General features: G+C 49.4%; 37 protein-coding genes. 12 read left to right on the top strand and 25 right to left on the bottom strand.

All coding sequences use genetic code 11. From position 1 onward, the window contains the following. Nucleotides 1–6 precede the first annotated feature (6 nt). The 23 genes from MUG06_RS03515 to MUG06_RS03405 form a co-directional block, all read right to left on the bottom strand. Nucleotides 7–1,311, bottom strand: a complete 1,305-nt coding sequence (locus tag MUG06_RS03515; protein ID WP_243077736.1) for a phage portal protein — start codon at nucleotides 1,309–1,311, stop codon at nucleotides 7–9. Beyond that, nucleotides 1,311–3,041 carry a terminase TerL endonuclease subunit gene (locus MUG06_RS03510; protein WP_243077735.1) on the bottom strand — a complete coding sequence of 577 codons (1,731 nt, stop codon included), beginning with the start codon at nucleotides 3,039–3,041 and terminating at the stop codon, nucleotides 1,311–1,313. The genes MUG06_RS03515 and MUG06_RS03510 overlap by 1 nt, the downstream gene beginning before the upstream one ends. Nucleotides 3,042–3,044: 3 nt before the next feature. Further along, nucleotides 3,045–3,518, bottom strand: coding sequence for a phage terminase small subunit P27 family (locus MUG06_RS03505; RefSeq protein WP_243077734.1), 474 nt, complete (start codon nucleotides 3,516–3,518; stop codon nucleotides 3,045–3,047). A 196-nt stretch (nucleotides 3,519–3,714) separates the two neighbouring features. After that, nucleotides 3,715–4,380 (bottom strand): HNH endonuclease, encoded by a 666-nt coding sequence (locus MUG06_RS03500; protein ID WP_243077733.1) that lies wholly within the window; start codon nucleotides 4,378–4,380, stop codon nucleotides 3,715–3,717. 17 nt (nucleotides 4,381–4,397) lie between these two features. Continuing rightward, nucleotides 4,398–4,754 carry an HNH endonuclease gene (locus MUG06_RS03495; RefSeq protein ID WP_243077732.1) on the bottom strand — a complete coding sequence of 119 codons (357 nt, stop codon included), beginning with the start codon at nucleotides 4,752–4,754 and terminating at the stop codon, nucleotides 4,398–4,400. Then, nucleotides 4,754–5,215 (bottom strand): hypothetical protein, encoded by a 462-nt coding sequence (locus MUG06_RS03490; protein ID WP_243077731.1) that lies wholly within the window; start codon nucleotides 5,213–5,215, stop codon nucleotides 4,754–4,756. The genes MUG06_RS03495 and MUG06_RS03490 overlap by 1 nt, the downstream gene beginning before the upstream one ends. Before the next feature lie 27 nt (nucleotides 5,216–5,242). Continuing rightward, complete coding sequence (locus MUG06_RS03485; RefSeq protein WP_243077730.1) at nucleotides 5,243–5,572, bottom strand: GIY-YIG nuclease family protein; 330 nt, start codon at nucleotides 5,570–5,572, stop codon at nucleotides 5,243–5,245. Nucleotides 5,573–5,867: 295 nt separating this feature from the next. Further along, the gene (locus tag MUG06_RS03480) at nucleotides 5,868–6,029 is read right to left on the bottom strand and encodes a YnfU family zinc-binding protein (RefSeq protein ID WP_279233915.1); all 162 of its coding nucleotides are present in this window, start codon (nucleotides 6,027–6,029) and stop codon (nucleotides 5,868–5,870) included. Nucleotides 6,030–6,336: 307 nt separating this feature from the next. Then, the gene (locus tag MUG06_RS03475; RefSeq protein ID WP_243077729.1) at nucleotides 6,337–6,618 is read right to left on the bottom strand and encodes a hypothetical protein; all 282 of its coding nucleotides are present in this window, start codon (nucleotides 6,616–6,618) and stop codon (nucleotides 6,337–6,339) included. A gap of 12 nt (nucleotides 6,619–6,630) precedes the next feature. Next, on the bottom strand, nucleotides 6,631–7,101 hold the full coding sequence (locus MUG06_RS03465; RefSeq protein WP_279233914.1) for a lysis protein: 471 nt from the start codon (nucleotides 7,099–7,101) through the stop codon (nucleotides 6,631–6,633). Then, entirely contained in the window at nucleotides 7,085–7,594 is a 510-nt protein-coding gene (locus tag MUG06_RS03460) for a lysozyme (protein ID WP_279233913.1), read from the bottom strand. The genes MUG06_RS03465 and MUG06_RS03460 overlap by 17 nt, the downstream gene beginning before the upstream one ends. A gap of 3 nt (nucleotides 7,595–7,597) precedes the next feature. Next, on the bottom strand, nucleotides 7,598–7,840 hold the full coding sequence (locus MUG06_RS03455; RefSeq protein ID WP_215846368.1) for a phage holin: 243 nt from the start codon (nucleotides 7,838–7,840) through the stop codon (nucleotides 7,598–7,600). Nucleotides 7,841–8,398: 558 nt separating this feature from the next. Then, on the bottom strand, nucleotides 8,399–8,815 hold the full coding sequence (locus tag MUG06_RS03450) for an antiterminator Q family protein (protein ID WP_243077728.1): 417 nt from the start codon (nucleotides 8,813–8,815) through the stop codon (nucleotides 8,399–8,401). A gap of 21 nt (nucleotides 8,816–8,836) precedes the next feature. After that, nucleotides 8,837–9,853, bottom strand: coding sequence for a DUF968 domain-containing protein (locus MUG06_RS03445; protein WP_243077727.1), 1,017 nt, complete (start codon nucleotides 9,851–9,853; stop codon nucleotides 8,837–8,839). Then, nucleotides 9,850–10,734: an ORF6N domain-containing protein gene (locus tag MUG06_RS03440; RefSeq protein ID WP_243077726.1), complete on the bottom strand. Its 885-nt coding sequence runs from the start codon at nucleotides 10,732–10,734 to the stop codon at nucleotides 9,850–9,852. The genes MUG06_RS03445 and MUG06_RS03440 overlap by 4 nt, the downstream gene beginning before the upstream one ends. A 147-nt stretch (nucleotides 10,735–10,881) precedes the next feature. Beyond that, nucleotides 10,882–11,247: a RusA family crossover junction endodeoxyribonuclease gene (locus MUG06_RS03435; RefSeq protein WP_243077725.1), complete on the bottom strand. Its 366-nt coding sequence runs from the start codon at nucleotides 11,245–11,247 to the stop codon at nucleotides 10,882–10,884. Continuing rightward, nucleotides 11,244–11,441, bottom strand: a complete 198-nt coding sequence (locus MUG06_RS03430; protein WP_243077724.1) for a hypothetical protein — start codon at nucleotides 11,439–11,441, stop codon at nucleotides 11,244–11,246. The genes MUG06_RS03435 and MUG06_RS03430 overlap by 4 nt, the downstream gene beginning before the upstream one ends. Further along, complete coding sequence (locus MUG06_RS03425) at nucleotides 11,438–12,751, bottom strand: ParB N-terminal domain-containing protein (protein WP_243077723.1); 1,314 nt, start codon at nucleotides 12,749–12,751, stop codon at nucleotides 11,438–11,440. Before MUG06_RS03425 ends, MUG06_RS03430 begins: the two co-directional genes overlap by 4 nt. After that, nucleotides 12,748–12,870: a hypothetical protein gene (locus tag MUG06_RS22790; protein WP_279233912.1), complete on the bottom strand. Its 123-nt coding sequence runs from the start codon at nucleotides 12,868–12,870 to the stop codon at nucleotides 12,748–12,750. The genes MUG06_RS03425 and MUG06_RS22790 overlap by 4 nt, the downstream gene beginning before the upstream one ends. Then, on the bottom strand, nucleotides 12,867–13,298 hold the full coding sequence (locus MUG06_RS03420; RefSeq protein ID WP_243077722.1) for a PerC family transcriptional regulator: 432 nt from the start codon (nucleotides 13,296–13,298) through the stop codon (nucleotides 12,867–12,869). The genes MUG06_RS22790 and MUG06_RS03420 overlap by 4 nt, the downstream gene beginning before the upstream one ends. 11 nt (nucleotides 13,299–13,309) lie before the next feature. After that, complete coding sequence (locus MUG06_RS03415; protein WP_243077721.1) at nucleotides 13,310–14,263, bottom strand: replication protein 15; 954 nt, start codon at nucleotides 14,261–14,263, stop codon at nucleotides 13,310–13,312. A gap of 186 nt (nucleotides 14,264–14,449) precedes the next feature. Then, nucleotides 14,450–15,028 (bottom strand): YmfL family putative regulatory protein, encoded by a 579-nt coding sequence (locus MUG06_RS03410; protein WP_243077720.1) that lies wholly within the window; start codon nucleotides 15,026–15,028, stop codon nucleotides 14,450–14,452. A gap of 51 nt (nucleotides 15,029–15,079) precedes the next feature. Continuing rightward, on the bottom strand, nucleotides 15,080–15,298 hold the full coding sequence (locus tag MUG06_RS03405; RefSeq protein ID WP_243077719.1) for a helix-turn-helix transcriptional regulator: 219 nt from the start codon (nucleotides 15,296–15,298) through the stop codon (nucleotides 15,080–15,082). A 107-nt stretch (nucleotides 15,299–15,405) separates the two neighbouring features. On the opposite strand from MUG06_RS03405, the gene MUG06_RS03400 reads away from it, so the two are divergent. The 10 genes from MUG06_RS03400 to MUG06_RS03355 all read left to right on the top strand — a co-directional run bounded on the left by MUG06_RS03400 (nucleotide 15,406) and on the right by MUG06_RS03355 (nucleotide 20,774). After that, complete coding sequence (locus MUG06_RS03400; RefSeq protein ID WP_243077718.1) at nucleotides 15,406–16,053, top strand: LexA family transcriptional regulator; 648 nt, start codon at nucleotides 15,406–15,408, stop codon at nucleotides 16,051–16,053. 128 nt (nucleotides 16,054–16,181) lie between these two features. Further along, on the top strand, nucleotides 16,182–16,880 hold the full coding sequence (locus MUG06_RS03395; protein WP_243077717.1) for a hypothetical protein: 699 nt from the start codon (nucleotides 16,182–16,184) through the stop codon (nucleotides 16,878–16,880). Continuing rightward, nucleotides 16,877–17,458 (top strand): type II toxin-antitoxin system VapC family toxin, encoded by a 582-nt coding sequence (locus tag MUG06_RS03390; RefSeq protein WP_243077716.1) that lies wholly within the window; start codon nucleotides 16,877–16,879, stop codon nucleotides 17,456–17,458. The genes MUG06_RS03395 and MUG06_RS03390 overlap by 4 nt, the downstream gene beginning before the upstream one ends. Before the next feature lie 803 nt (nucleotides 17,459–18,261). Beyond that, nucleotides 18,262–18,798: a hypothetical protein gene (locus tag MUG06_RS03385; RefSeq protein ID WP_243077715.1), complete on the top strand. Its 537-nt coding sequence runs from the start codon at nucleotides 18,262–18,264 to the stop codon at nucleotides 18,796–18,798. Nucleotides 18,799–18,827: 29 nt separating this feature from the next. Next, the gene (locus MUG06_RS03380; RefSeq protein ID WP_243077714.1) at nucleotides 18,828–18,992 is read left to right on the top strand and encodes a DUF1317 family protein; all 165 of its coding nucleotides are present in this window, start codon (nucleotides 18,828–18,830) and stop codon (nucleotides 18,990–18,992) included. A gap of 11 nt (nucleotides 18,993–19,003) precedes the next feature. Further along, on the top strand, nucleotides 19,004–19,444 hold the full coding sequence (locus tag MUG06_RS03375) for a hypothetical protein (RefSeq protein ID WP_243077713.1): 441 nt from the start codon (nucleotides 19,004–19,006) through the stop codon (nucleotides 19,442–19,444). Next, nucleotides 19,441–19,845 carry a hypothetical protein gene (locus MUG06_RS03370; protein ID WP_243077712.1) on the top strand — a complete coding sequence of 135 codons (405 nt, stop codon included), beginning with the start codon at nucleotides 19,441–19,443 and terminating at the stop codon, nucleotides 19,843–19,845. The genes MUG06_RS03375 and MUG06_RS03370 overlap by 4 nt, the downstream gene beginning before the upstream one ends. 9 nt (nucleotides 19,846–19,854) lie before the next feature. After that, nucleotides 19,855–20,124 carry a phage protein NinX family protein gene (locus MUG06_RS03365; RefSeq protein ID WP_243077711.1) on the top strand — a complete coding sequence of 90 codons (270 nt, stop codon included), beginning with the start codon at nucleotides 19,855–19,857 and terminating at the stop codon, nucleotides 20,122–20,124. Next, a complete protein-coding gene (locus MUG06_RS03360) occupies nucleotides 20,117–20,464 on the top strand; it encodes a hypothetical protein (RefSeq protein ID WP_243077710.1) in 348 nt (115 codons plus the stop codon). The genes MUG06_RS03365 and MUG06_RS03360 overlap by 8 nt, the downstream gene beginning before the upstream one ends. Nucleotides 20,465–20,516: 52 nt before the next feature. Next, a complete protein-coding gene (locus MUG06_RS03355) occupies nucleotides 20,517–20,774 on the top strand; it encodes a pyocin activator PrtN family protein (protein ID WP_243077709.1) in 258 nt (85 codons plus the stop codon). 239 nt (nucleotides 20,775–21,013) lie between these two features. Here the strand turns inward: MUG06_RS03355 and cutC are convergent, their stop codons facing one another. Next, nucleotides 21,014–21,766, bottom strand: coding sequence for a copper homeostasis protein CutC (cutC, locus tag MUG06_RS03350; RefSeq protein ID WP_215846590.1), 753 nt, complete (start codon nucleotides 21,764–21,766; stop codon nucleotides 21,014–21,016). 86 nt (nucleotides 21,767–21,852) lie between these two features. Here cutC and MUG06_RS03345 point away from each other — a divergent pair, with 86 nt between their 5' ends. Continuing rightward, on the top strand, nucleotides 21,853–22,998 hold the full coding sequence (locus MUG06_RS03345; RefSeq protein ID WP_215846589.1) for a PatB family C-S lyase: 1,146 nt from the start codon (nucleotides 21,853–21,855) through the stop codon (nucleotides 22,996–22,998). Here MUG06_RS03345 and MUG06_RS03340 read toward each other — a convergent pair. Continuing rightward, the gene (locus tag MUG06_RS03340) at nucleotides 22,995–23,555 is read right to left on the bottom strand and encodes a VOC family protein (RefSeq protein WP_243077708.1); all 561 of its coding nucleotides are present in this window, start codon (nucleotides 23,553–23,555) and stop codon (nucleotides 22,995–22,997) included. The two genes, MUG06_RS03345 and MUG06_RS03340, sit on opposite strands and share 4 nt — an antisense overlap. A gap of 314 nt (nucleotides 23,556–23,869) precedes the next feature. Between MUG06_RS03340 and MUG06_RS22785 the strand changes: the two genes are divergently transcribed. Next, the gene (locus MUG06_RS22785; RefSeq protein ID WP_256449270.1) at nucleotides 23,870–23,992 is read left to right on the top strand and encodes a hypothetical protein; all 123 of its coding nucleotides are present in this window, start codon (nucleotides 23,870–23,872) and stop codon (nucleotides 23,990–23,992) included. Nucleotides 23,993–24,035: the final 43 nt, after the last annotated feature.

Raw genomic sequence — 24,035 nt, 5'->3', positions numbered from 1 at the left:
TTGCTCCTAAGCCGCTTTTTTAAGCGGAGATTGTTCGAACGGAATATCGGGAAAAACGTAGTTATGGATTTTCAGAAGCGTTGCCGCCTGTGCGGCCTGACTGTTTTTCTTCAGGTCTTCAAGTGGCGTCAGGTTCAGCTGAACGGTGTACAAATCGCCGCCTTCAATCGGAGGCATGTTTTCAAGGCGGCGAACGTCATTGCGGGACATCCAGCCATTTTGCAGCGCCGTTGTGTAGTAAGCCGACCGTCCGGCACTGTCGGCGCGCAACAGACCTTCAACCGAGAACTCAGCAAACAGGTCTTCATCACCATCCAGCAGGCAGCGCGAAATCTCCTGCTCAATATTTACCAGCAGTGGGCGAAGCGTATTGGTCAGGAACTGAAGGTTCATCCCTTCCACGCTGGACGCCCAGCTGCTCTGCTTGTCTGCGTGCCCGACCATAAACGCCGGAACGCGAAACCAGCGGCATATCTCCTCAATGCTGAAAGCGCGTGATTCCAGCATCTGGGCGGCTTCTGGGTTCATGGTGACGTTCTGATATTTCAGACCGCCTTCCAGCACCATAATCTTCCCGGCATTTTTCGAGCCGGTAAAAGCCTGCATATAGCCGCGCAGCCTTTCCCTTTGCTCTGCATCCAGCGCATTTTCAGCGGACAGGAAGCCGGAACTTTGCAGGCCGTTCTCAAAGATTTTTGCCGCCGACTCTTCGACCGCCATCGCCGCGCCAATGACGTCACGCCCCTCCTTCATTGGCATCATGCCGCAGACACCGTCCAGGCCGAATCCACGGATGTGCATCAGGTTCTTTTCAGGGATGACTCGCTTTTGCCCGTTTTCGGTATAGGTGTACTCAAGCCGCCCACTTTCAAGCCGCTTCACCACCATGTTTTGTGGCAACAGAGGAAGCAGTGAAACAAGCTTGATGCCTATCATCTTTTTTTCGATAAAGGCATTCCCGCGAAGGCATATACTGGCAACCAGCATCAACATAAAGCGCGACGGCGTCATTTCCATGTTAGGACGGCGACACAGCACCTGATATGCAGGATGACTGGTTGCCGGTTTTCGTGACCCGTCCTTCTGACGCTCGTAAATTTTGAGCGGTAGCGTAGATACGGATTCACTCAGCAGCCTTACACAGGCCCAGACGGCGGAAAGGTGGATCGCTTTATCAGTCGATACCACCTTCCCGCTGCTGCTCATCCCCATCCATTCCTGCCAGAACGTCCCGGTCGTAAGCTCAATCGGCACGCCGAGCCAGTTCAGCAAGGCGCTTCTAACCCTGCCCGGCTGCTTGTTCTTGTTCATCAGACACCTATCATTATCGGATTTTCAAAGAAACCACTCAGGTCTTGTGCGTCATTGCCGCCATTAACCAGCAACCGGCTTTTGGCAGTAAACAACGCGACCGGCCCGTCGATTTTGTTTTCAGGCGTGGATTTGTTCGGGAAGATGTTGTCGTTCTTGTCGGGCTTGACGGTTATGTTTGACATCATCCAGGTCATCACGGGATTACCGTCATGATGGATTTTGCTGCCATAAACTTCGGCCTGAACAGACTTCATAGATTCCGAAAGGTTTTTTACTGTCTGGGCGACTTCAACCAGAGGTAACCCTTCTTCGGCAAGCGCCAGGCTGAATTGCGTGGCACTCCATGGGTCGAAGGCTATTTCTTTCAGGCTTTCACCTTTCACCCACTCAACGATTTCTGCTTTGATGAAGCCGTGATCGATAACGTCTCCGTCAGTCAGTTCCAGAAAACCGGCGTCAGACCATTTGCGGTACAGCTCAGCAATATGGTTAGGAGCCGTTTCTATGCGGCCTTCGGGAAGCCAGAACCTCGGTTCCGTATGGGTTTTTCCTGTCGGGTCTCGCCATACTTTCACCGCAGCGCAGATATCAATTTTGTTAGCCAAATCGACGCCAACCCATAGCGGCCATTTTTTACGCTCTTCAGAATCTGCAATGCCCTCCCTTTTTGCCCAGCGATCCATATCCATCCAGGCGCTTTCAGCGGTTACCCAGATGTTCAGGTGTTTGGTAAAGAAGTTTGGCCGGGCGGCTACCTGTTCTCTGGCTTTTTTAGCCAGTCGCCGCATGTCGTCCCAGCGCTTACAAATGCCGAGTCCGGGGTTCGCCTTGGGCCAGTTAGCCTCATCGAACGGATCGTCTTCTTCATCCAGCGTGTAAATCACGGCAAAATACGTGTCATCGTCAACTACGCCGCGCAACACTTTTATGGCGTAGTCGCGCTGTTCAAAGCAGATCCCCTCTTTGTTGGTTCCGGCTGTGGTTATGGCAAAAAGCAGCGACTGGAGGCGTGCGCCGGTTGCGGTTTCCAGAACGTCCCAGACATCACGCGTACGGTGAGCGTGGAGCTCATCGACAATGCCACAGTGAATGTTGAGGCCGTCCAGGTTATTCGCGTCGCTTGAGAGCGGCTCAAACTTTGAAGCGGAACGTTCCTGATGAATATTCAGTTTTACATGACCAAATAACCGGCCCAGCGTGCGCGGGGCCTTCTTGATCATGTTCTTCGCATCATCAAAAACTATTCGTGCCTGATCGCGGGTCGTTGCGGCTGAATAGACCTCCGCGCCCCCTTCTCCGTCAGCGCCGGTCATGTAAAGACCGATACCTGAAGACACTGTTGATTTAGCGTTTTTACGTGCGACTTCGTTATAAGCCGTCCTGAACCTGCGAACCATGACGCCGTCGCCATCTTCGTCCAGCACCTGTTCACCCGTGATTTCATCAATCAGCGGGATAATGAAGCCAAAAAGGTTAATCAGAATGAAGACATGCCACGGCATCAGCTCAATCGGCTTGCCTGCCAGTGCGCCTTTGACGTGCGGAACAAAATTGTAAAAGTCGAGAATGTGCTGAGCGCGGTCCTCACTGAAGTAGATACCGCGTTCCGGCCCATGCTCTAAATCATTGAGGAATCGCTGGCACGCGAGGCGTACCAGTTCGCCAGCAACAATCTCGCCAGACAGCACGCGCTCGGCGTACTGAATTCCAGCTTGAACGGTTGCCATTCATCATTTGCGCTTTTTAAGAAATTCTTCCAGAGGATCGGCCTCCCCCTGCCCGTCGCTGCTAACTTTGCTGCGAGAAGCTGGAGTCATGCCGAATTCAGACATCATTGCCCGCAGACGTTTCCAGGCATCGGACATCATCGCAACCTGCGGATGAGCCTTTACCAAAGTTTCCCCCGCCATATTGGTTACGTTGTAAGTCTCACCAACCTGATCGATTACGTCGCGGTGTTTACGCCATTCAACATATGCGCCAATTAATAGCTCAAGCGCCATGCCATCAAGTTTGGAAATAACCCCGGAGCAGTCCAGCTCCTCACCGATCCGTTTGAACCAGTACTTTTCCTGTTTATTAAAATGCTTCGGAATTAGGGGTACCCCTGAAGGCGGTTTTGGCTCAGCCTTGTTCAAAGCCCGTTTGGATGGGTTCCCCTTGACCAAACGCAGAGCCGTCGGGATTCTCGGCGGTCCAGACATGATTGAAAACTCCTATTGATCTAACCTTCAGGGTCCCCTAAAAAAGTTTTGTAACCTGCGGCGGTGTGAAAAAAGGTTAGGCGGCGGTCCTTTGAGGCCAGAGCCCTGAACTTTTCCCCCGCCCCACCCTCAAATGATAATGAATATCATTCACATCAAAATGATTGCATTTGAAATCATTTTCCGATGGTGATTCTCATTTGATGTTGTCATGCGCCGCTCTGGCAAGCTTCCTGCTTGGCGGGCCGCTGTTCCCGATGCGTGGACTGAATACTTTGTTGATATCCCAGCCTGCCTTCAGTCGGTACTCAATCGAGTTGCGGGAAATGCCAAGATGCTCAGCCCACTCATTGAGACACATAGTCTTGCCATGAGCCGTATAACGTCGGTGCGACTTATTTCTGTGGGTGGCCTTCATCTTTTCACTGCCGCGCTTCTGATTACACACGGCGCAGCTGGCAACAAGGTTTGACTCAGCATTGTTGGTTTTGCAGTCATCGAGATGATCGACATGCATATCATCCCAGGTAACCATGGTGCCGCACCAATGGCAGCTGAAAGGGCCGTCACCATGCTGTTGGTGGTAGACGACGCGATGCTCATAGGCTCGGTTACTGTTACGGCTTAACGGGTGAGTGGGAGCGTTTACCAGTACATAACCACCCGAGTGGATGAGATTACCCGGCTTGAGCGTGCTTAACTTTTCTGTCGAGCCATGTCGGCGAACGCGCATGTAATGTTTTTCACAATACGGAGTGTTGTTGGCTCTGATTAGCAACCCACACCCCTCAACGGAACAAGCAGGTCGCAATGCCTTAGCACCGACGTGCGCGCGCCCTGAATCACTTAATGAATCAGTCATGCTTTTACCTTTAAGGGTTAGTTTTGGTTTAAACGATCCCGCGCGGTTTTGGCCTTATGGCACTTGAAGCAGATCGCAATCAGATTACTATCGCTATCATTGCCGCCATGTGCTTTAGGTTTGATGTGGTCAACCGTGGATGCGGGAACAGGCTTGCCGTTCTTCAGGCATTGCTGGCAGATGTGTCGGTCACGCTTCAGGATGCGAGCTCGGATAGCTTCCCACTTGCTGCCGTAACCTCGCTGATGTCGGGTCTGACCTCTCTGATGTTGCTGCCACCCTTCATTACGGTGGGCTTCACAATATCCAGAACGGTCAGTTGTTGTTTTACCGCAGCCAAGCTTTCTGCAAGCGCGTGGGATGGCTGAAGGCATTAGTGATTAGCCTTGTACAGCAGTCCGCCCGGCTTCAGTTCTTTGTTCAAAAGTTCTTCGATGGCTTTCGCTAGCATGCCATCTTGGATATTCACTTCTTGAGAGAAGGTAATGATCATTGAGCCTGTGGGTGAAAACCACTGGTCGATATGAATTGGCAAGCTGTCCCAGCAGGGTATTCCGAGATCATCAAATTTCAGAGCCACCAGCTCATGACCTTCAGGAAGAGGGACATCCAAAGAGCGTTTATATGGTGATTCTGTATAACCCTGCCCACTCAGACCACCTACATATAACATGTCGCGAAAAGACTTCTTCTCTTTCCAGTCAGGTTTAGCGGCATAAACCCTGATAAGATATTTCTCGCCGTGTTTTATAACTTCGCCGCATTCGTCACGACTGACTGTTCCTAAAATTGGCAGCGTCACAATTGCCTTAACAATACGTGTAGTCGTAGTCATTTAGAATTTCCTGCTGGCTGGATGTGTTTAAGGTTTCACGTTTCCGCTGAAGCCATGAGAGTCCATCTCGATGATTACTTCATTCACCGCGCGAACTCCGTCAGCAAATGAGGCTGAGAAGAACTCGTTGTTTAGTCGGAAAGCTGACAGCTTTTCATGCGCCGCCTGCTCTATTAGCCGGTAATCAAAACGCGTTTCGGTGATGAAGCTATCGGTGACTCTAAATCCGAACTGTTTCTTCAGCTCAGAAAACCGGCTCAGGCACTTGCCTCTGCTGGACATGCCGATCTTAATTAGCTGTCCATCAGTGGCGACATAGACTCTTCCGCCCTGTCTCTCTCTTCGACGTAATGACATCTGCTTTCCTTTCGGTGGTGAGCCTAAGTTCACGCGGATAAAAGCAGCCCACAGAGTGAAAACATTACTGCTTACCCCATAGACTCACCCCGCAAGGCTCTGTGGTTTGTTGCCCCGTGACGGGCGCTTAGAATTTTATTCTGGAAGGATTTGAGTTAATGATTACTTGGCCGGGCAATGGTGAGACCACCAGTCGATGATTCATTGTGTTTATGCTAAAAAGTGAACTCATTGAATGCAGTTTTCAGCATAAAATAAAAAACCGCCCGTAGGCGGCTTAGTGGTTTTGCTTTCATTATCCGTGAATAACGAACAGAGCCTTACAATGCGGGCAGAGTAAAGGCTGCTCTCGGGAAATCTTTGTAATCGATTGCTTAGAGGTTTTTTCACAAATAGGGCATTTGGCTTCAGTTTTGATTTTGGCAATACGGTCCATCATCTGAGCGAAGTAGGACATGGTATTCGGCCTTTTTTTGTGAGTGGAGCTCATCATAACACAGACGGTTAATCTTTAGCTTCTTGTTACTCTTGCCTGATTAACCCGCCGCCGCAACGCTTCACAGCGTGGCTAATCGTACCCCTTGTCGGAGGATTCTTAATCGCATAAAAAAGCAACCGCTTACGCTTGTTGTCGCCTGAGCATTAGCTAATTTATTTTATGTAAAACCTAAAACCATAAAGAACTCCTACCATGTCCTTGGCCCACGGATGGGCCGCTTTTTTCATCATTAGGCACACTCGCAAATGGGCCTTGTGATGCTTACTCAGCAATCTGCATCTGGACGGGCGACGGCGCGACAAGCCCACATACATGCTTCCTGCATTTTGGTGCGAGCGATAGATAAGCATCGGCCTGCTTCATGCGCTTCTACTGAGTGGTTGCCTGTCACAGAAAGCTCGTCTTGCACCCAGGCTTTTTGCTTTTCGAGTAACTGGCAGAAATCACGGCTGGTTTTCTTCAGTTCGTTCATGTCTTCAATTTCTTTTGGGCCAAGTGTCCGATAGCCCTTAACGGTGCTGCCATCTTGCGGCTTTGCTTCGCTCATACCTTCCTCTGCTTAATTTAGACATTGCTCATTGATATATTCTTGCAACCCGGCTATCTGCTTTCCGGCTGTTTCGATTCGCTCTCTGAGGGCGAAATAATCCCGTTGAGCGGCGTCAGTAAGTCGGGGGCTGGCTGCATCATCCAGGCTGGCGGTGCCGGTGGAGGATTGTTCCGGGCAGGTTGCGTTGAGCTGCAACCGACGCTTGCCAGCAATAACGTCGTCATGAAGCAGATCGATAGTCGCTTTAGCATCAGCTAGTTCCTTTGTGTATTTCGCACCTAGCGCAGCAACATTTCGCTGGCGTGTCTGCATGTCACTGATAGTGGCGTTCGCCAGCTCCAGCGCGTCTTTGGATTTATCTCGCTGTGCTTTGTAATCAATGGCGTTGCCCCGGTAATAAAGAGCTACTGACATGGCTGTCACGATTGCTATAACAGCCACCAGAGCGGGAAATATTGAAGCCTTAGCCTTTGAGATCATCTTTGCTTTCCGCCAGACACATTGAACGCTCCATGTCGCGACGGTTCATCAGGCCGCGCCATTTCTGTCCGCCAGCGTAAATCCAGCGGCGAAGCTCTTCACACGCACCATCAACATCACCAGCGTTAAGCTTTTTCAGGAGCGTTGATTTTGAGAAAGCACTTGAACCAACGTTGTAAGTGAAGCTATAGAGTGCTGCCCGTTGATACTCGCCCAAAGGAATCCTGACCATGCTGTCTACAGACTTCTTAACCGGCTGAAGGTCATTCCATAACAGTCGATCACATTCGCGGTCGGTGTACTTTTTGCCCTTGATGATGTCGGTTCCGGTATGACCATCACAGACTGTCCAGACACCAACTATATCTTTGTAAGGCTCATACACCCGACCCTCTACTCCATCTTTACCACCAAGAAATACTGTGGCGATAAGCATGGAGCCGCCCCCCGCAGCAGCTATTAGCGTGTTGCGCAGGCTGTTTGACATCCCCATAGCTTATTCCTCAGTCAGGTCTGGTGCGGTAGGCCAGCGTTGAAGCGCCTGAATCTGCGCGAGTGTTGCTTTGCGTTTGTAATACCAGTTGATACCGAGCGTCAGTAGCGCGACCAGAATACCGGCCAGAACGCCAACAGCACTCCATTCATCGGGACTCAGCCTGGTCAAAAGACCGTTGGCAATCGTCCCGGCTGATGCGCCGTATGCCGCGCCTGATGCCAGTTTGCTCATATCGATACTCATATACACCTCCGTGATAACGGGCGGTGCTGTTTGTAGTCTTAGAAAAGATGCGCAACGCCACGGCGTCAAAGTGTGTGTGGAGACTGTTTGGCGTGCGCAAAAACGAAAAAAGGCCGCTCTGATGGCGACCTCTTTGTATTGGACCCTGATGCTATAGCGGTAAGTACCTTGCCCGTCGGCAACAGGATTTAAATCATCTTTTAGGAAAGATTAAAATTAAATTTGGTTAACTCAGCCATGTCTTAAATTCCCTTGATTATGAAAATTCAGAGGGCATAGCTGAGTTAAAGTTGCCGCCCCGGGTGCCTCCCGGTAAGCCACATAATGATCAATATGGCTTGTGCAAGATTACCCACAGCGTTAGCTATGAAGACCATTTCACCCCGCCGCTTAGGGGGATTAGCAGCAACTCAAAAAAATTAACATAAATTTATTTTCAGTAACTCCTGACAAATTCTGAAAACATTGGGGCATAAAAAAACCCCGCCAATTGGCGAGGTTTCGAATGTTATGTGTCAGTGCGTAGTGACAACTCATAGCAGATTAAAGCCGGTTTTGTCATGACACAACCCTTTTCATCAATGGCGTGACGATATTTTCTTTTTTGCACTCACGATCCATTTCAAGGGTGATATTCAGCGCACTGAGACAACCATCAATAAAGCTTTCCGCTTTCTGAATACGCAGGGAAACCGTGTTGTAAGAGACCCCGCATTTCTTTTCCAGTGCCCGTAACGGCAGTCTGTCGATGTAGTACCATTCCACCAGTGCACAAAGGTGCTCATCGCTCTTACAGAGCCGTATCATGGCCTCGTTGATGAACATACCGTCATCATCGCAGCAGGAAGGCTTACCGGCCCGACTGGCTGGAAGTAACCGTGAAAGCCCCGCAGCAATACGTGGATAGCCGATATTCGTCTTGCCGCTTGCTGCCCATACACCCCAACGCTCTAATACCTGTGACATGTCACGCATAGTTAATCCTCTCCACACACTTTATTTTTTGTCTGTCCCAATCACACCGACTGCAATCGCGTGATCGAGGAATCTGAACAGCAGTTCAATCTGACTGCCAAATTTTTCTTCAAACGCTTTCATATCCCGGTGCAGTTCATCGTGATGCGCTCTGCATAGCGGTATCACAAATAAGTCATGCGCCTTGGTACCCATTCCTCCCTGTCCGTGTCCGATGATGTGATGCGGGTCGTCTGCCTGCGTGCCGCAGCATGCGCACTTCTGTGACTTAACCCACCGCGTATACGTCGTACTTTCCCAGCGCTTACGCCTGGGGCGTTTCATGAATGATTCCGGCGACTCAGGATCGGCGTGAAGGCTGATTATCTTTTTGACCACCAGCGCGGCATCCTGAATTACTTCGGTTGCACGTCGCTCTGGCGCGATGAAAGACTCTTTTAGCGTGCCGGTGCCTGCTTTGTCCTTTGGCATGCGGAGAACGCGCCTTGCCGGTGCCTCCGGTATCAGGTCGATTACGTCATTCAGGGATGCCCACCAGCACAGTTCAGGCAGCGTTAAGTGGTGCTCACCTGTCAGGCCCAGTTCATAACTGGCGGTTCTGATGATCCATAGCGCCATATTGCTTTTAGCTATGTTTTCAACTGACAGCGGAATGCCGTTTTCCCGGAGTTCATTATCATGGCTATAACACAATGACACCAGGCCGATTTCGGTCTCAAGCAGCGTATATTCGTGGTGATGCCACGTTTTCGCATCATGCAGCTGGCAACACTCAAAGGTACGGACGAAAGCCGTCAGTGCATTCATCCCACCAGCAGCTTTGATTACGCGTTCATGGCTAAAGAATGGCTCTAACGAGGTTTCGTCCAGCAATGGCTGTGTGCCGTCATTGATGCGACCGGATGGCAGGTCTTCCATGTCAGGTGTCGGTGTGCAGACCAGAACGCGGTTACGGAACAGGTGAAGCAAGTCCGAGCCAGGCTTAAGCAGCACAATCCCCGTGCGCGGTGCGATTTCAGGTGTAAGCAGTGCTCTCATGCGTTACCTGCCAGCTCTTTGTCGTGGGTGTACTCCCCATTCCATGACTTTTTCATTGGCATCTGGCCTTTGAGGTACTTCCGGTAAAGCCAGACAGCGCCATCACGAAGCAGTACCGGCTGGTGAGTAGTGAAGCTTGCCGCTGACGTTGGGTTAATCTTGCTGCTTTTCTCGGTCAGATATTTATCACGGGCCTGAGAACGAACACGCCACTGCGCATGGTTGCCATTAGGGTTATCGTCATAGAGCCAGTTTGCATCCTGAAGCCAGGCGCTTATCTTGCTGGTATTGACACCGTTCAGGCGCTTGCAGAACTGAACTGGTGACAGGCCATCACTGAACAGGTTCTCAAGGTGATCGATATACTGTGCCTGTCGGTGAGTCAGCACTTCTGCCTGTTGTTTGGCTTCCATTGCATCAGCCCATGCACGAGCCAGCTTAATCGGGTCAGAGATATCAGGCAGCATCACTCCATGGACTTCACGCAGGCTGAAGTAGCTTTCCTCAAGCTTTTCGTAGAATGACCATGCCTCGTCCGTATCGACGATCTTTGACATTCGGGCTGCGCCCTTCTCGGTCCAGAGAATCAGCTGACTTGTGCGTTTATCAACCACACCACTTACAGTGGGTAGGTTCTTAAAGTCACGGAGCTGGTCGCCCTTAAGCATGAAATAGTGACGCCCCTCTTCGAAGCGAGTGCCATTTCTCATGAGGTTCATGTGAATACTTTTTGAATCGGCACCATAACCTTTAGCGAGAAGGTCAGTTGTGATCACCCGCTGCTCTCGGTACATGATGACAGGCACGCTTAATGAGGTGCTTGATGAAAGGATTACTGAGTTTGATGCAGGCGTAGCTACGCCCATTGCCTGATTTGGCATGTTCTCTTCTCCACACACTGTTTTTAACCGGTCCCGCCCCATCATCTGCAAATGAACGGGACCAACCTTTGCCTGTGGCGACTGCAATTCGCCAGTAAGCCCTTTTACTATAACCACTTTTACTGTTCATGTAACCAGGTGCGGACCTCATACGGCCACTGCTACAAATGGCTTGATAGTTACCTCTGCTTTGCCCTTTTTGGTCTGCTCGCCCCACTCTACAGAGAACCGCTTTATCTGACTGTCATCCACCCATATACCTGCATGTGTCAGGCTGTCGAACAGCGCTTTCTGGTAGTTATCAAGGTCACGGTTCCGCTTGTCTGGCGGGAACAGCAGCACGTTAACTTCTACGTTCACTGTAATGGGCTGAGGTGCACGCTTTAGCTGTTCCATAACGGCGGCAAAGGCATTGATGCGAAAAGAGCGCCCGGAGGCGCTAATTTTCATACCCATACTCGTTGCCCGCCAGTAGCCGTTTACGCTTGGCGGGAACGGCAGGATTAACTTCACAGTCCACCCCATAACATAAGCACGAGATATTTAAATGCCACCAGCGGCCAAGCCAGCCCTCGCAGAAGAGAGGGGAGCGGGCTGCTGATGTCCATGTATTTATTTGAACAACTATGCTCAGCCACAAGGCCAGCTACAAAAAAGTAAATGGCAGTGAATGCAAAGGCTCCAATTAACGTTTCATAGCTGCTCATGACACACTCCCAACATCTGGAATGGTCATCTGCCCGGCTACCTCACGAACTGCCTGACGCAGCATGCGAATGTTTGACCAGCATTCACGATCCGTTTGCTCCACCAGCGCGGTGAATTCCTGAACCGTGCACGGCTTATCCAGGCGGGTTTCAATCAGTACCGATGAGAAGCGTTGAAAATGGGTACCCTCACTGTCTGGCTCTTCGAACTGGTCAGCAATCCAGAGCTTCAGCTCAAGGTTATCCTCATGCTCTTTAATGAGGCGTAGAGCCTTTTTAATGGTATCGGCTGGCACAACCATCATTACTGGCGCTTCGACTGAATCTGAGGCCCATACGTGCGCGTATTTCGACTCTGCGAAGCTGTATTCGGGTTTGAGTCCGAAGCAGGCAATGGCACAGGCCCATGTTTCAACGCCACTCTGCTCAAGGATGTCCTGACGGGTCAGCGGTAGTTCATCGTCGCAATCCTGCTGCGGCTGCTCCGCTTCTTTGAACGCCTGCGGCATCCCTTCGCGGTACTCATTGATGATTGCCAAAACTTCTTCGCGGCGATCTTTTCCGACATAGAGAGCAAACGCACCATCCTCTACGTTATCCATATCGGACACACTGAGCAGTTCTAACAGGCGGCGTGCTTTGGCTGCGCTGAACTGTGGCATAGCGTCGGCCTTCGTCAGCTTCTTCTTGCCTGCTGCTTTGGCCTTCTGCATCTGCTCCTGGGCAACGGTTGATGCTTTCACGCCGTGTTCACGCTGCATGGCAATAGCTGTGGTTGCGGCCACTTCTCCAGCCTTCACCATTTCAATCAGCGGCTCGCCAACGGTCAGTAGTTGCAGGTGTTGCTCAACGTCGGTGATCGAACGCTTAACCTTGGTGGCGATTTCGGATGGCTCTAACCCCTGATTAATCAGGCGCTGATATGCGGCTGCACGTTCAAGCGGCAACAAGGCGCGACCCTGACTACTGGTGACCATGAACGCCACGCTGTCAGCCTCACTGCCTACGAAGTCTTTGCACTCAAGGCGCAGTTCATACCCTGCTGCCTGAGCCAGCTTCGCGCCGTAGTATCGGTGATGGCCGTCGATAATCTTGATGCCCTTCTCCGTGACCTTAACAGCCAGCGGAGGCACGTGCTCACCAGCGATAAAGGCGTCGCGGAATTCCTCGACGTGGGTCTGGTCAATCTCCCGGATGTTGTAATTATTTTCGACGTAGAGCTCATCAACGCCCAGCAAATAAGTTTTGCGGGTAGTGATGTTGGTATCAGTGTTCTTCTTGTCGTCGTAAATCTTTGCCAGTGTGCTCATGCTGTTTTCAGCTCCCATGCCAGGACAATAATCAGCGCGGTAATCATCAGTGCCGCAGTGCGAATGCTTTGGTAAAAAACCACGTTCAGTTCGTAGTGGTGCATCAACCGGTTGTTCATCTGATAACCTCGCGAAGATTGCTCTCACTGACCCGACCGCTGTTTATTCCGGCGTAGCGTTCGCAGCGTACCGAACCCATCACGATGCAGTGCGTACGACGCAGAACGGCCTTTTGACGCAGCCCCTCTTTGCGGGTTGAATCCATTGCACGCAGCCAGACTTCCGCAGCACGACGCCAGAGCTTCTTTTCTTCAAGGCGATAAGCCTTATAGCTCAGTAATGAAAAGCTGTCATCACCCTCACTGGCTGGCTCAGACACAAAGTAACGGCACTGGTTATCGCGGAAGACATCGCCGATAAGAGTCAGGGTGCCAATAGACTTGCTCACCTGAATACGGCGGACACCGGTAGACTTAGCCAGCTGCGCCGTTGTCTGCCCCGGGTTGGCTAACAGGTGCGTCACAATCATTGCTTCAATATTCATCATGTTCACTCCTGTTACTCGGTTCGGAAGCCAACTGGCTCGCTGTAGGTTTCTGGGATATCAGTGATGCTGCGTGGTGTGGCGCTCTGACTAAGCTTTAATGACAGTTCGTCCCATTTCTTACGCAGCTTCGATGGGCTAAGGATGTTGCGGCACCAGAAGGCATCGCGGTTAGCTCGCCCGAATAATTCGCAGATTTGACGATGGTTGCGACCGTCCTGAGAGCGCATCAGGCGCACTTCGTTTGCCCAGTCTGTCCAGTTAGGTTCTTTGGGCTTAACGACCTCGCCATCTGACTCAGCGGCTTCTTCATAAAGCTTTGAGATGCGCGACCAAATCCACTCAGCACAACGCAAATCCTCCTGGCTGGCCCACTGGCGCTTCTTAGCGCTGAAAATTACAGCTTCAGGATGAGAAGATTTAAAAGCAGACTCTGCGTCAGGTTGCGCAGCGACCGGACATGAAGGTTTATTAGTCTGTAAGTCATAGTCTGTTTTAAAGTCTGTATAGAGAAAGGATTCCGCGACTTCGCGGTTTCCAAGATTCCGCGATTCCACGTTTTCTATTTCGCAGCTTCGCGGTTTTGATTTCGCAGCTTCGCGGTTTGGTTTTCGCGACTTCGCGGTTTCAGAAAACCCTTTGAAAATGCGAGAAATTAATTCGTCGCCATTGATTTTGTAATGGGTTGTTGGTGTTCCGTTCACCTTTTTCACGCGCATGGAAATAGCGTTAGATAAATGGGTTCTGACCAGCTTTTTAACCAGGCGCTCAGTTTGGTCTTTGCTTAAACCACCAGCTTCCTCACCAAGCTCTTCATAGGTTTTGTAGAACCAGCCATCCTCATCACCATGAGCCGACCAGAACACTAAATTGTTCAAAACCGCAGCGAGAGCATGCGCCTGCTGCTCACCTCTGAAGAAATCCAGATAAGGGCGAGGCAGAACCACCACGTTTTTTTGTCCAGACATTGACTGAACTATGTCGAATATCCTGCTCATGGCTAAATCTTCCGTAAGTTATTAAATTCACCCACAGCCCAGCTAACGAAGCTGTGGTTAACTTCTTCGCTGCATCCAGGTACATTGAGTACATACCGCAACGGCTGGCCGTTCTGACGGCCACCAGCCACAGGAAGGCAACGAAATTGCGGAGTTTTAGTTTTTCTGGTTAAATTGATCACGCGATTGATTCTCCACACACGTTGATTTAGTCGCATCGAGCGCCACGGGCTGCAATCCTGTGGCGTTCACCTTTTCCGGCCTGCAAAAAACGCGATACAGCAGCGTTGCATGCTCCTGAAGCTTTACTATTGAGCGGTAAAGCTCGCTTTCGATTTGCTCCTTCTCTTCGCAGTCAATCACACCATCTTCGATAGCTGCCCTGACCTGCTGTGAATACGAGCCAATCTGCTCCAGCGCTTCGAGAAGGCGCACATTGATGTCGGCGTTCTCTACCTCTTCAACCTCCACCAGCGGCACGTTCACGCTGTTTGAATTGCGTGATACAGCATCGGCAATGTGTTTAGTGCCGCTTGCCTTCTGAAGGACCATTGCCCAACCGAAGGGAAATATCTGATCTCCATCGACACGAAGACGATTGAATAAAGCATTCTCAGTAACGCCCAGCCAATCAGCTGCTTCTGCATATCCGCCAGGCAAATCGGTGATGGTTTTCTTAATAGCAACCACAAGCCAGGCCGGTTGCCTTTCTATCTGCCATTCAGGTTTACCCACTGTTGAACTCCTCTTACTGTGGTTACAGAAAATTAACGGAATGCTTTAAATTCATTTCTTCTTGGATTTGCGTGGGGGGAATACATCATCTAAGGAGCAGTTGACTCCAAGCTTGTTTAGTCCGCTCACAATCATGCGACATTCATCCAAGCCTGGTTTTCGGATGCTCAACTCATAATTGGCAACTCTTGATTGTCCCCAGCCGATTACATCTGCCAATGCCGCTTGGGATATGGCGAGCTTTTTTCTTTGCTCGGCGATAGTGTTCATTGTCTTCTCCGCGAATTAATCACCACCCAATTACACACAATTCGTGATTAAGTGTCAATGACAATACGTGTAGATACAGCAATCACGCTTCGTGTTAAATTTAGGGGATGAAAACAATGCATGAATTGATTGGGGAAAGGATTAAATCCCTAAGAGAAAGCAAAGGATTGAGTCAGGCTCAGCTTGCCAAACTTTGTGGCTGGGCGGCTCCTTCACGCTTGGGCAACTATGAGGTCGGAGCGAGAAAAGTTAGCGCCGATGATGCTGTACTATTAGGGGCTGCTCTCGGCGTGTCTCCGGCAAGAATTATGTTTGGTGACGATTCAGCTACTGTTTTCAAACAATACGACTACCCTCTCTTTGCATCGGTCCAAGCAGGCCCATTCTCAGAAGTGGGAAGCTATACAGCCAGTGATGCTAAGGCATGGGTAGCCACAACTAAAAAAGCCAGCGAAAAATCTTTTTGGCTCGAAGTGAAAGGCCACTCTATGACTGCGCCACAGGGCGTGCGACCTAGCTTTCCTGAAGGCATGCTAATTTTGGTTGATCCGGCAGAACCAGTAGTGACAGGTGATTTCTGCGTTGCTTCAGCGAACGGCGATTCAGAAGTAACGTTCAAGAAGTATGAGCTGGATGGCGGAGTTAGCTATCTGGTGCCGCTGAACCCCTCGTACAGGATCCTGGATTGCGACCACAGTTGTCGCATAATTGGAAAGGTGGTTAAGGCTCAGTGGCCAGAAGAGACATTTAGCTAAGGAGAAGGCGAGTCTGTAGCCGGAAGAGACGCTTGGGAGAGGTTGCAAAGATACCACTCAGCGTTATTTACAACAATGGCATATGCTTTATAGTTATGCATTAGTACCCCTATCTTATAGGCTTTTTTATGAGCGAGTTACTTAGTTTAAAGCTAGTAATAAATGGCATTAGCCCAGCCGAAATTCCAATGAATAAGCTGGCTGGCTATCTTGCCGATCTCGCTGCACTTTATGGAGAAGAAAAGGACGTCAGATTCGAGTCTGTTACGGAGGGGTGCGTCGAAATTAATACGTATACGACCAATGCCGTTGCCCACAACGTAATTTGTGCGAACATAATCGAAAACCTTGAGGTTAGTAAATTAGCAAAACGAATTTCAAAGGATAATTTCTCAGCAGAAATTTACTCTAATAATAATCTCTTAAGCTCAGTTAGAGCTGCTGCTGATGAAAAACCGATACTCATAACAAAGAAAAACACCAAAATACAAGGTGAGCTTTATCATATAGTTGAAAAGAACAGAGACTCAGTATCAGTAAGGCTTAGGGGCAATGGTGGTGAAATTTTAATTTGCACTGCCACCAAACCAGATGCAGTAAGACTGGCTAAATACTTATTTAAAAAAATTAGAGTTTGCGGCGATTCCCAGCACGAAAAGAGGGACGGTGCATGGAAGCTTAAAAACCTTAAAATTGAAAAATTCGTTGAACTACAAGATACAAAATTATCAGAGGGACTTGATCGCTTATCCAGTGATCCTGCTAACAAATGGGATGAAATTGAAAATCAGGGTGAGCTAATACTGAAAGACAGGAGTTTCAGTTGAAAAAAATAATAGTAGACACCAACATCTTAATTTGTTTGATGAAAAAAAATTCATCTAGTACAAATCTCCTTGGTGAAGATGGGTTTACAACGATAGATAACCTTGAGCTTAGAGCTAAGGCATTACTTGAGCATATTGAACGTAACGGAGGGACTATAATAATCCCAACCCCTGTTCTTGCTGAGTATCTCCTTGGTATTGATGGTGAAAAAAACAAGCATGCCCATATAGCAGAAATATCAAGTATGAACTGTTTTGAAATAATTCCCTTCGAGGAGTTAGCTGCTATTGAGTGTTCATTACTCCCTTCTCTTCAAGAATTTAAGCAATTTGCTAAACAGATAGATTCTAATCAAACAGCCAATAAAATAAGATTTGATAGGCAAATCTTATCAATTGCTAAAGCGAATGGAATCACAGAGATTTGGAGTTGTGATGGTGAGGTGATAAAGAAAGGCAAAGAGGTTGGGATCGAGGTCAAATCGATCGCAGAAATGCACCCGATACCTTTATCTGACCAATTCGCCCTGAATTTACTTGACGACACTCCTGCAAAAAATAAGAGTCAAATGAATTAACTATCAACTCGGCCATTGTGCCGGGTTCTCATACCTACATACCTACCTAATGAATTAGCCCGCCACTAAGCGGGCTTTTTTATATGCATAAAACCCATCGAGCGATATTAATCGTTTTATACATTCAAATAAATATTTAAATCACAAGTATTTCATGCACATAGTGTGTTTTTAAACAATAAATCACATTTTGTGTTTGACATTAAAATCACATAATGTGTACATTGTCATCATCGGAAGCGATGGAAGATACTCATGAAGCTCACAAAGAACATGTCCAACACGAATTTCTGGGATTTGATCACGTTCCTTTATCTCTTCCCTGATGCCGAGTTGGTTTGTGATGGTGATATCGGTGTTGTGAGTATGCAGTGCAGCTGTGAAGGTCTGGCTTACGGACCTGTGTTTTAGGGTAGAGAGATTGATGTGTTGGCGGTTACTCCGGGAGTTTGGTTTAACCGCTCTTTTTCACAACGATAAGGACATTTGCAAAGCGGGTGTTTTCGAACGCTTTAGAGACGTGGAGTAAGTGCCCTTCTCGTTGTGGTGAATGCGGCTAGCGCACGCGGAAGACTGTCAAACAGCGCATGCTAAAAGTCTAAAAGAGTTCCGCTCTGGAGTTTGTCAGTCTGACCAGAGCACCGGGAGGCACCCGGCACCGCAGCAACCTTTCATGTGTGGAGTAATCAGGCTGTGGGTTATTGCAGTAGCCCACCAGCCAACTTAAACGAATCCCAAAAGTTTTTTATTGCCGTCAATGGCAAGGGATTCATGCAACTAAAAATCGCGTGTGGAGAATTTTAATGCTACTGACGCTAACGAAACCAGCCTTGTTATCTGCTGTGCTTTTTCAGGCAAAGAACGACCCACGTTATTACTTGATGGGCTTCTGCTTTGCTCCTGGCAAAGAACTTTATTCTACCGATGGTCACCGTTTATTTATCGGTGAACATCAAACCGATGGGCTTGAACAGAACATTATTGTTCGACTTAAGGGCCCACGCTTCACTCGTTTCGATAAAGCCACTTTTGACACTGAATCAGGCGTTGTTACTTACCTGGATGAATTTGGTGTTCGTCAAAACCTCGGGCTCTGTGAAGTGGTTGATGGCAAATACCCGGATGTTAAACGCGTAATCCCTACTGATAACAAACCAGTTTCTGAGATTGGTTTTAACGCTAAATATCTGGCGGATGTCGAGCGCGTTGCCCGGCTTTATAACCCTAAATTCGAATCAATACGCATCAAACCTAATGGCAGCTCTACAGGGTCGCTGATTGAAATCAGGAACCCATGGGAAACCGCAAAAATTATTGTCATGCCAATGCGTCTTGATTAACCACGCCTCACTAGCGACTGGAGAATTTCATGGAAAAGCCAAACGACCATATCACCGTTGGCATCATTACCCTGCCCTACAGCCACATCCTGAACGGCTGGATCATGCCTGATGGCTCGGTAATCAGTAACCCTATCAAGGCGCAGAACGAAGCTGAGCGTCTTAATAAAACCATCAATATTACTGTTCACTGAGGGCCATCAGAATGCTTTCAAATAAATCCAACAAAGAATTGGTGGCCGCTGGCCATCAGTTCGCCCGAAACCTCGGTGCTGATACGCCACTGCTTGAAATGGCAAAGATGGTTAGCGAGTTGTCTTCTCGCCTGGACGTTGCGAATGTTCGGGCCAACCTGATGGCCGCAGAAGTTTTGCGTATCAACAGTGTTCTGCCCGAAACCATCAGCGCCCTTCAGGCAGCTGGTGCTGACCTGACACTTATTGATGACCTGAACGTCGCTCTGTCTACACCTGCCAGCGACCAGTGGATACGTACGATGCGTGGTGAGGCTATCGGTGAAGTACGTCGTGCAGTCTGCACGCTGACTAATCACCACCAGCCAGGCATTTCTCACGCTATCAACATCATCTCGCAGATGGAAATGGATTTGCTTCGCTCACGTCCGTCTTTGAAGGTGGTGTCATGAAAAAGATTGCCCAATACCGCCGCAGCAATGGACCCAATTCAGGCTTCAGTGAAAAGCTGGCGTGGCAGTTATCGAAAGGACCAGCAACAGGCCGTGAACTGTCAGCCAAGCTAGGTATTTCACTCATTGAGTTCAACAGGCTGATTCTCAATACCATGCAGCGTGGCGGTCAAACCTTACGGATTGAAGCATCCAATCTGGTTCGCCTGGAAGGTGGTTCGATTGACCGCACCTACACGTTAATCAGGAAGCCGCGCCGTGTTGCGCCAATGCCAACTAAATCAATGGTCATCAATTACCGCAATGACCGGTCAGATGAAGCCATTGCTAAGTTCAGGAAAGCAGCCGAACGCCGGGCGCGACTGATCGCCAATGGCATCTACCTTGAATGTATGGGTTAAGGGAGAGTGATGCAAAACTACAGCGATATGCTCGACTTTGAAATCAACTTCTGGGTTGCTGAAGTGACGGGCAAGACCGCTGATTATTGTAATTCATGGGCCGATGCTGGCCCTGTTATCCAGCAGGCTTCGATTGCTGTCTGTTGCTTCAAGAATTCTTTGGCCGATGCATTCCCTACAGCTGAAGGTTTGATGAGCAATAAATTCGTTTCACACCCTAACCCGCTTCGGGCAGCAATGATTGTTTTCCTGATGATAAAGGATAAAGCCATTGGGTAAGTCCGCAGCAGAACGCAAAGCCGAGCAGCGGAAACGTCAGGCCGCTGCCGGTAATCACAAGATTGAACTGATACTGGATGATCAGGAGCTGGTAATGCTCGACCATGATTGCGCCGCTCGTCGTCCGGGTCGTGATCCATATGACCGTTCAGAACTGATAGCACTGATGATTCGCAAATATCATGGCGAGCTGAAGAAGCAATTAGAAGTGTTGGCTGAAAGCCAGTGTGAGAAGTGTCTTGAAAGTTTGCCGGTGAATGATTGCCCATGTCAGGGCGATGCAAAATGTTGGACCACCAGCGGCTGGCACAAAGTGAAATTAACTATCGATACGCCGTGACATGTCACGGCTTTAACAAACCTGATGCAGCAGGAATGTGTGGAGAACCAATATGAACACAATGTTTTTATTAATGGCTGAGTATGAAAGCGCGACCGTGCCGCTCAGCAATGTTTGTGAGAAATATTTCGGTATGAAACCAGCAACAGCTGAGCGTAAGGCTTGGCAGAATCAGTTGCCCATTCCGACATTCAGAGCTGGCGACAGTCAGAAGGCCCCGCGACTTATCCATATTTCTGACCTGGCTGATTATATCGACAAGCAAAGACAGGAAAGCCGAGAAGTTCATCAAGCAATTTACCGCGAATGAAAAAATGGGCCATCAAAGGCCCTTTTTTATACCTGTGCCCTAACAATTCTAAAGAGCATTTGTAGTTGATTGATGGTTTTAATCGGTATATTTTTGATGGCATCAGCTCCCCAAGGGCACCCCTTAGGGGCCTAACTTACTGTTTTAAATAAAAAGAACCCCAGCAAGCGTGCTGGGGTTTGGTACTTGCAAACATCACGTCAATGATCGGCGTGCTGCGCGGCAAAATCTGGGGTGATTCAGGCGACCCGAACGCTGTTCATCTGCATCACACTTCTCATCGCTTCCACCACATCACTATCTACGCAATAGCGACTGAACTCATCGGTTTCGGCTTCAGAACACATTGAAACACCGGCTTTTCGGTAACGCATCGGCGATACCACAAGGTGGCTGGCCGAGCTGTGAACTTCACGAATACCCATATCGAGAAACTTCTGTAGGTTACTCAGGCGAACGCCTGCACCTGCCATGATAATAGGACCTTCACTGAGATCATTTAGTTCCTTCAACAATGCAATTCCGTTTTCCGCGCTTTGCTGCTGGCCTGAAGTCAGAATGCGCGCGACGCCGAGATCGGTCAACTCCTTCAATGCACGTTTAGGACTATGGCACAGGTCAAATGCACGATGGAATGTCACTGAAACACCGTCGCACAGCGCCATGATTTGCCGCATTTGCGCATGGTTGATGTGGGCATCTTCATCCAGCATTCCCACCACCAGCCCCGGAAAGCCCAATTCACGGATCAACGCCACATCCGATTTCATTACTTCAAATTCGCGGGCGGTATAGCAAAAATCGCCACCGCGCGGCCTGACAATCGGATGAACCGGAATCGAAAGTTCGCGTCGGGCTGCTTCCAGCGTCCCAGCCGAGGGTGTTAATCCCCCTTCACGCGGCGCTGCGCACAGCTCAACGCGATCGGCTCCAGCCTGCTGCGCGGTCATTGCGCAATCCACGCCGTAACAACAAATTTCCAGTTTGGTCATTCTCTTCTCCTTTACATGACGTCTGGTTCGAACCAAGTTCATCGGTTAGTCTGACTGCTGGAATGATTTTACGCGGAAAGGTAACTATGGCATTCAATTTTGACCAACGGATAGACCGTCGTCACAGCGATAGCCTTAAATGGCACAAATATGCGGACCAGGACATTCTGCCATTGTGGGTAGCTGATACTGATTTCCGTTCGCCCGAGTGCATTATCGACGCGATCAAAGCCCGCGTTGAACATGGAATTTTTGGCTATGGCGATAAGCCAAACGGTCTTATTGATATTGCCGTTCAGCGCTTCGCCTCGCGCTATCAGTGGCACGTCGATCCGGCATGGATCGTTCCATTACCGGGCGTCGTCAGCGGGTTAAATATTTCGGTTCGCGCGTTTACCGCAGCCGATGAAATCACCGTTGCGCCAACGCCCATTTATCCGCCCTTTCGCGGTGCTGCCAAACTCGCTGAACGCGGCCAGCTGAATCTGCCGTTAGTGCTTAACGAGCATCGTTGGGTCATGGACATTGATGCCGCCAACCAACAGATGAGTGGCAAAGAGAAATTACTGATGCTGTGTAACCCACAGAATCCTGGCGGAACTGTCTATCGTCGTGATGAACTGGAAGCGCAGCTTGCTTTTGCTCAGCAACATGATTTGATTGTTTGCACCGATGAAATTCACTGCGATTTATTGCTGGAACCGGGCGTGCAGCACATTCCTTTCGCCTCGCTCAGTGAAGATGCCGCGCAGCGCAGCATTACGCTTATTTCCCCCTCAAAAACCTTCAACATCGCCGGATTGGGCGCTTCACTGGCGATCATTCCTAATGCTGAATTACGTGCCCGCTTCAATCGCGTGCGTCAGGGCATTGTCCCTTCCGTGGATATTCTGTCGCTGGTTGCTGCCGAAGCCGCGTGGCGGGACGGCGATGCGTGGTTAGAAGCACAACTCGTCTATTTACGGCGTAATCGCGACTGGCTGGTCGAGCAGGTTAATGCGCTGCCGGGCCTGACGATGACATCACCCGAAGCCACCTATTTGGGTTGGATCGATGCCAGCGCGCTCAACGTCGCCAGCCCGGCGCTCTATTTTGAAAAATATGGACTTGGCTTTTCACCAGGTCGTGACTTTGGCGATGATAAGTTTGTACGGCTGAATTTTGGCTGCACCCGTGCGCTGCTGGAAGAAGCGGTAGTGCGGCTGGGCAAAGCCGTCAACGCCCGCGTTTAATCTGCCTCGCTGGCGACAATCTCTTCCAGTCGCCACGGATGAAACTTTATTGTGGTTTGCCCATCTGTTACCGCTAAGGTCGGGTTGGGCAAACGCTCATTTTCTCCTTTCGGCGAACTGGTTTTAAATGAGATGCCCGGCTGCGTTAGCGCGTCATCTGATAACAGCGCCATCGCTCGCATGCCCAGCGTTTCAGGTTCGCCGCGCAGGACGATTTCAACATGTTCCCAACCTTCATGACGATAGCGTTTTTCACCTGGCCAAGGCAGTTCAATCACGTCCAGTTGCCAGCCAGCGACCTGAATGGGCTGATGTAACTTAAACAGGCAAATCGGCCGGCCGTTGATCATCGCTTCAGAAAACTGGCAGCCAATTTGTAAAAAACCCTGCTTCCAGCGCTCTGCCGTTGCGTTTTGGTGACAACGAACAGCAATGTGATCAGATTCGAGATCGCCTAATGAGAGACCTAAGCGTTCAGAAAAACTCTCTAACGATTTCTCGAATCGCACTAAATCTGCCTTTAAATCGTCTAATTGTGGGGGAAAAGTGCTCTTCACTGCGTAAAATCTCCTTAAATAATGCAATATTTCTAATCAATATAACATGCTGTCAGCGCTGAGTTAGGGACACCAAAAGCGTAGGATTCATCCGATTTGACGCGTAAATTGCCGCAAAAGGATATAAACAGACCTTTTAATTCGGATTTATCCTCTCTTTAGGTCCAGCAGTTTCTGGATGAAAACACCTTAACTACATGTTTTGTATCAGCTTCTTTAATACAATGAGATAAGTCTTATTTGGGCAGAGAACAATTGCAGCCATGCGGTCTTTCTTATAAATTTGACCTAACACAACTCAAAGGAATAGCTCAATGACCATGCTAATTGTTGTCGCAGTCCTAATCGCACTGATGGGATTTGCTATTTCCCGCCATTGGAAGGTGCGTGAAGACAAAAGTGTTAAAAATCCTCGCCGCCATCTGCGCCGTCGTTAAATCAAGCGGGAAACATTTTAGGCTCTGTTTCCCTGCTTTATCC

Source organism: Pantoea sp. MQR6, assembly GCF_022761075.1.
In the GTDB taxonomy this organism is placed as follows: Bacteria; Pseudomonadota; Gammaproteobacteria; order Enterobacterales; family Enterobacteriaceae; genus Pantoea; species Pantoea phytostimulans.
This window is presented reverse-complemented; position numbering and strand designations above follow the sequence as displayed.

Bases quoted from the DNA above. Each gene is read 5' to 3' on its own strand.
- MUG06_RS03515 (WP_243077736.1), bottom strand. From the start codon at position 1,311: ATGAACAAGAACAAGCAGCCGGGCAGGGTTAGAAGCGCCTTGCTGAAC.
- MUG06_RS03510 (WP_243077735.1), bottom strand. From the start codon at position 3,041: ATGGCAACCGTTCAAGCTGGAATTCAGTACGCCGAGCGCGTGCTGTCT.
- MUG06_RS03505 (WP_243077734.1), bottom strand. From the start codon at position 3,518: ATGTCTGGACCGCCGAGAATCCCGACGGCTCTGCGTTTGGTCAAGGGG.
- MUG06_RS03500 (WP_243077733.1), bottom strand. From the start codon at position 4,380: ATGACTGATTCATTAAGTGATTCAGGGCGCGCGCACGTCGGTGCTAAG.
- MUG06_RS03495 (WP_243077732.1), bottom strand. From the start codon at position 4,754: ATGCCTTCAGCCATCCCACGCGCTTGCAGAAAGCTTGGCTGCGGTAAA.
- MUG06_RS03490 (WP_243077731.1), bottom strand. From the start codon at position 5,215: ATGACTACGACTACACGTATTGTTAAGGCAATTGTGACGCTGCCAATT.
- MUG06_RS03485 (WP_243077730.1), bottom strand. From the start codon at position 5,572: ATGTCATTACGTCGAAGAGAGAGACAGGGCGGAAGAGTCTATGTCGCC.
- MUG06_RS03480 (WP_279233915.1), bottom strand. From the start codon at position 6,029: ATGTCCTACTTCGCTCAGATGATGGACCGTATTGCCAAAATCAAAACT.
- MUG06_RS03475 (WP_243077729.1), bottom strand. From the start codon at position 6,618: ATGAGCGAAGCAAAGCCGCAAGATGGCAGCACCGTTAAGGGCTATCGG.
- MUG06_RS03465 (WP_279233914.1), bottom strand. From the start codon at position 7,101: ATGATCTCAAAGGCTAAGGCTTCAATATTTCCCGCTCTGGTGGCTGTT.
- MUG06_RS03460 (WP_279233913.1), bottom strand. From the start codon at position 7,594: ATGGGGATGTCAAACAGCCTGCGCAACACGCTAATAGCTGCTGCGGGG.
- MUG06_RS03455 (WP_215846368.1), bottom strand. From the start codon at position 7,840: ATGAGTATCGATATGAGCAAACTGGCATCAGGCGCGGCATACGGCGCA.
- MUG06_RS03450 (WP_243077728.1), bottom strand. From the start codon at position 8,815: ATGCGTGACATGTCACAGGTATTAGAGCGTTGGGGTGTATGGGCAGCA.
- MUG06_RS03445 (WP_243077727.1), bottom strand. From the start codon at position 9,853: ATGAGAGCACTGCTTACACCTGAAATCGCACCGCGCACGGGGATTGTG.
- MUG06_RS03440 (WP_243077726.1), bottom strand. From the start codon at position 10,734: ATGCCAAATCAGGCAATGGGCGTAGCTACGCCTGCATCAAACTCAGTA.
- MUG06_RS03430 (WP_243077724.1), bottom strand. From the start codon at position 11,441: ATGAGCAGCTATGAAACGTTAATTGGAGCCTTTGCATTCACTGCCATT.
- MUG06_RS03425 (WP_243077723.1), bottom strand. From the start codon at position 12,751: ATGAGCACACTGGCAAAGATTTACGACGACAAGAAGAACACTGATACC.
- MUG06_RS22790 (WP_279233912.1), bottom strand. From the start codon at position 12,870: ATGAACAACCGGTTGATGCACCACTACGAACTGAACGTGGTTTTTTAC.
- MUG06_RS03420 (WP_243077722.1), bottom strand. From the start codon at position 13,298: ATGATGAATATTGAAGCAATGATTGTGACGCACCTGTTAGCCAACCCG.
- MUG06_RS03415 (WP_243077721.1), bottom strand. From the start codon at position 14,263: ATGTCTGGACAAAAAAACGTGGTGGTTCTGCCTCGCCCTTATCTGGAT.
- MUG06_RS03405 (WP_243077719.1), bottom strand. From the start codon at position 15,298: ATGAACACTATCGCCGAGCAAAGAAAAAAGCTCGCCATATCCCAAGCG.
- MUG06_RS03400 (WP_243077718.1), top strand. From the start codon at position 15,406: ATGAAAACAATGCATGAATTGATTGGGGAAAGGATTAAATCCCTAAGA.
- MUG06_RS03395 (WP_243077717.1), top strand. From the start codon at position 16,182: ATGAGCGAGTTACTTAGTTTAAAGCTAGTAATAAATGGCATTAGCCCA.
- MUG06_RS03385 (WP_243077715.1), top strand. From the start codon at position 18,262: ATGCTACTGACGCTAACGAAACCAGCCTTGTTATCTGCTGTGCTTTTT.
- MUG06_RS03380 (WP_243077714.1), top strand. From the start codon at position 18,828: ATGGAAAAGCCAAACGACCATATCACCGTTGGCATCATTACCCTGCCC.
- MUG06_RS03375 (WP_243077713.1), top strand. From the start codon at position 19,004: ATGCTTTCAAATAAATCCAACAAAGAATTGGTGGCCGCTGGCCATCAG.
- MUG06_RS03370 (WP_243077712.1), top strand. From the start codon at position 19,441: ATGAAAAAGATTGCCCAATACCGCCGCAGCAATGGACCCAATTCAGGC.
- MUG06_RS03365 (WP_243077711.1), top strand. From the start codon at position 19,855: ATGCAAAACTACAGCGATATGCTCGACTTTGAAATCAACTTCTGGGTT.
- MUG06_RS03355 (WP_243077709.1), top strand. From the start codon at position 20,517: ATGAACACAATGTTTTTATTAATGGCTGAGTATGAAAGCGCGACCGTG.
- cutC (WP_215846590.1), bottom strand. From the start codon at position 21,766: ATGACCAAACTGGAAATTTGTTGTTACGGCGTGGATTGCGCAATGACC.
- MUG06_RS03345 (WP_215846589.1), top strand. From the start codon at position 21,853: ATGGCATTCAATTTTGACCAACGGATAGACCGTCGTCACAGCGATAGC.
- MUG06_RS22785 (WP_256449270.1), top strand. From the start codon at position 23,870: ATGACCATGCTAATTGTTGTCGCAGTCCTAATCGCACTGATGGGATTT.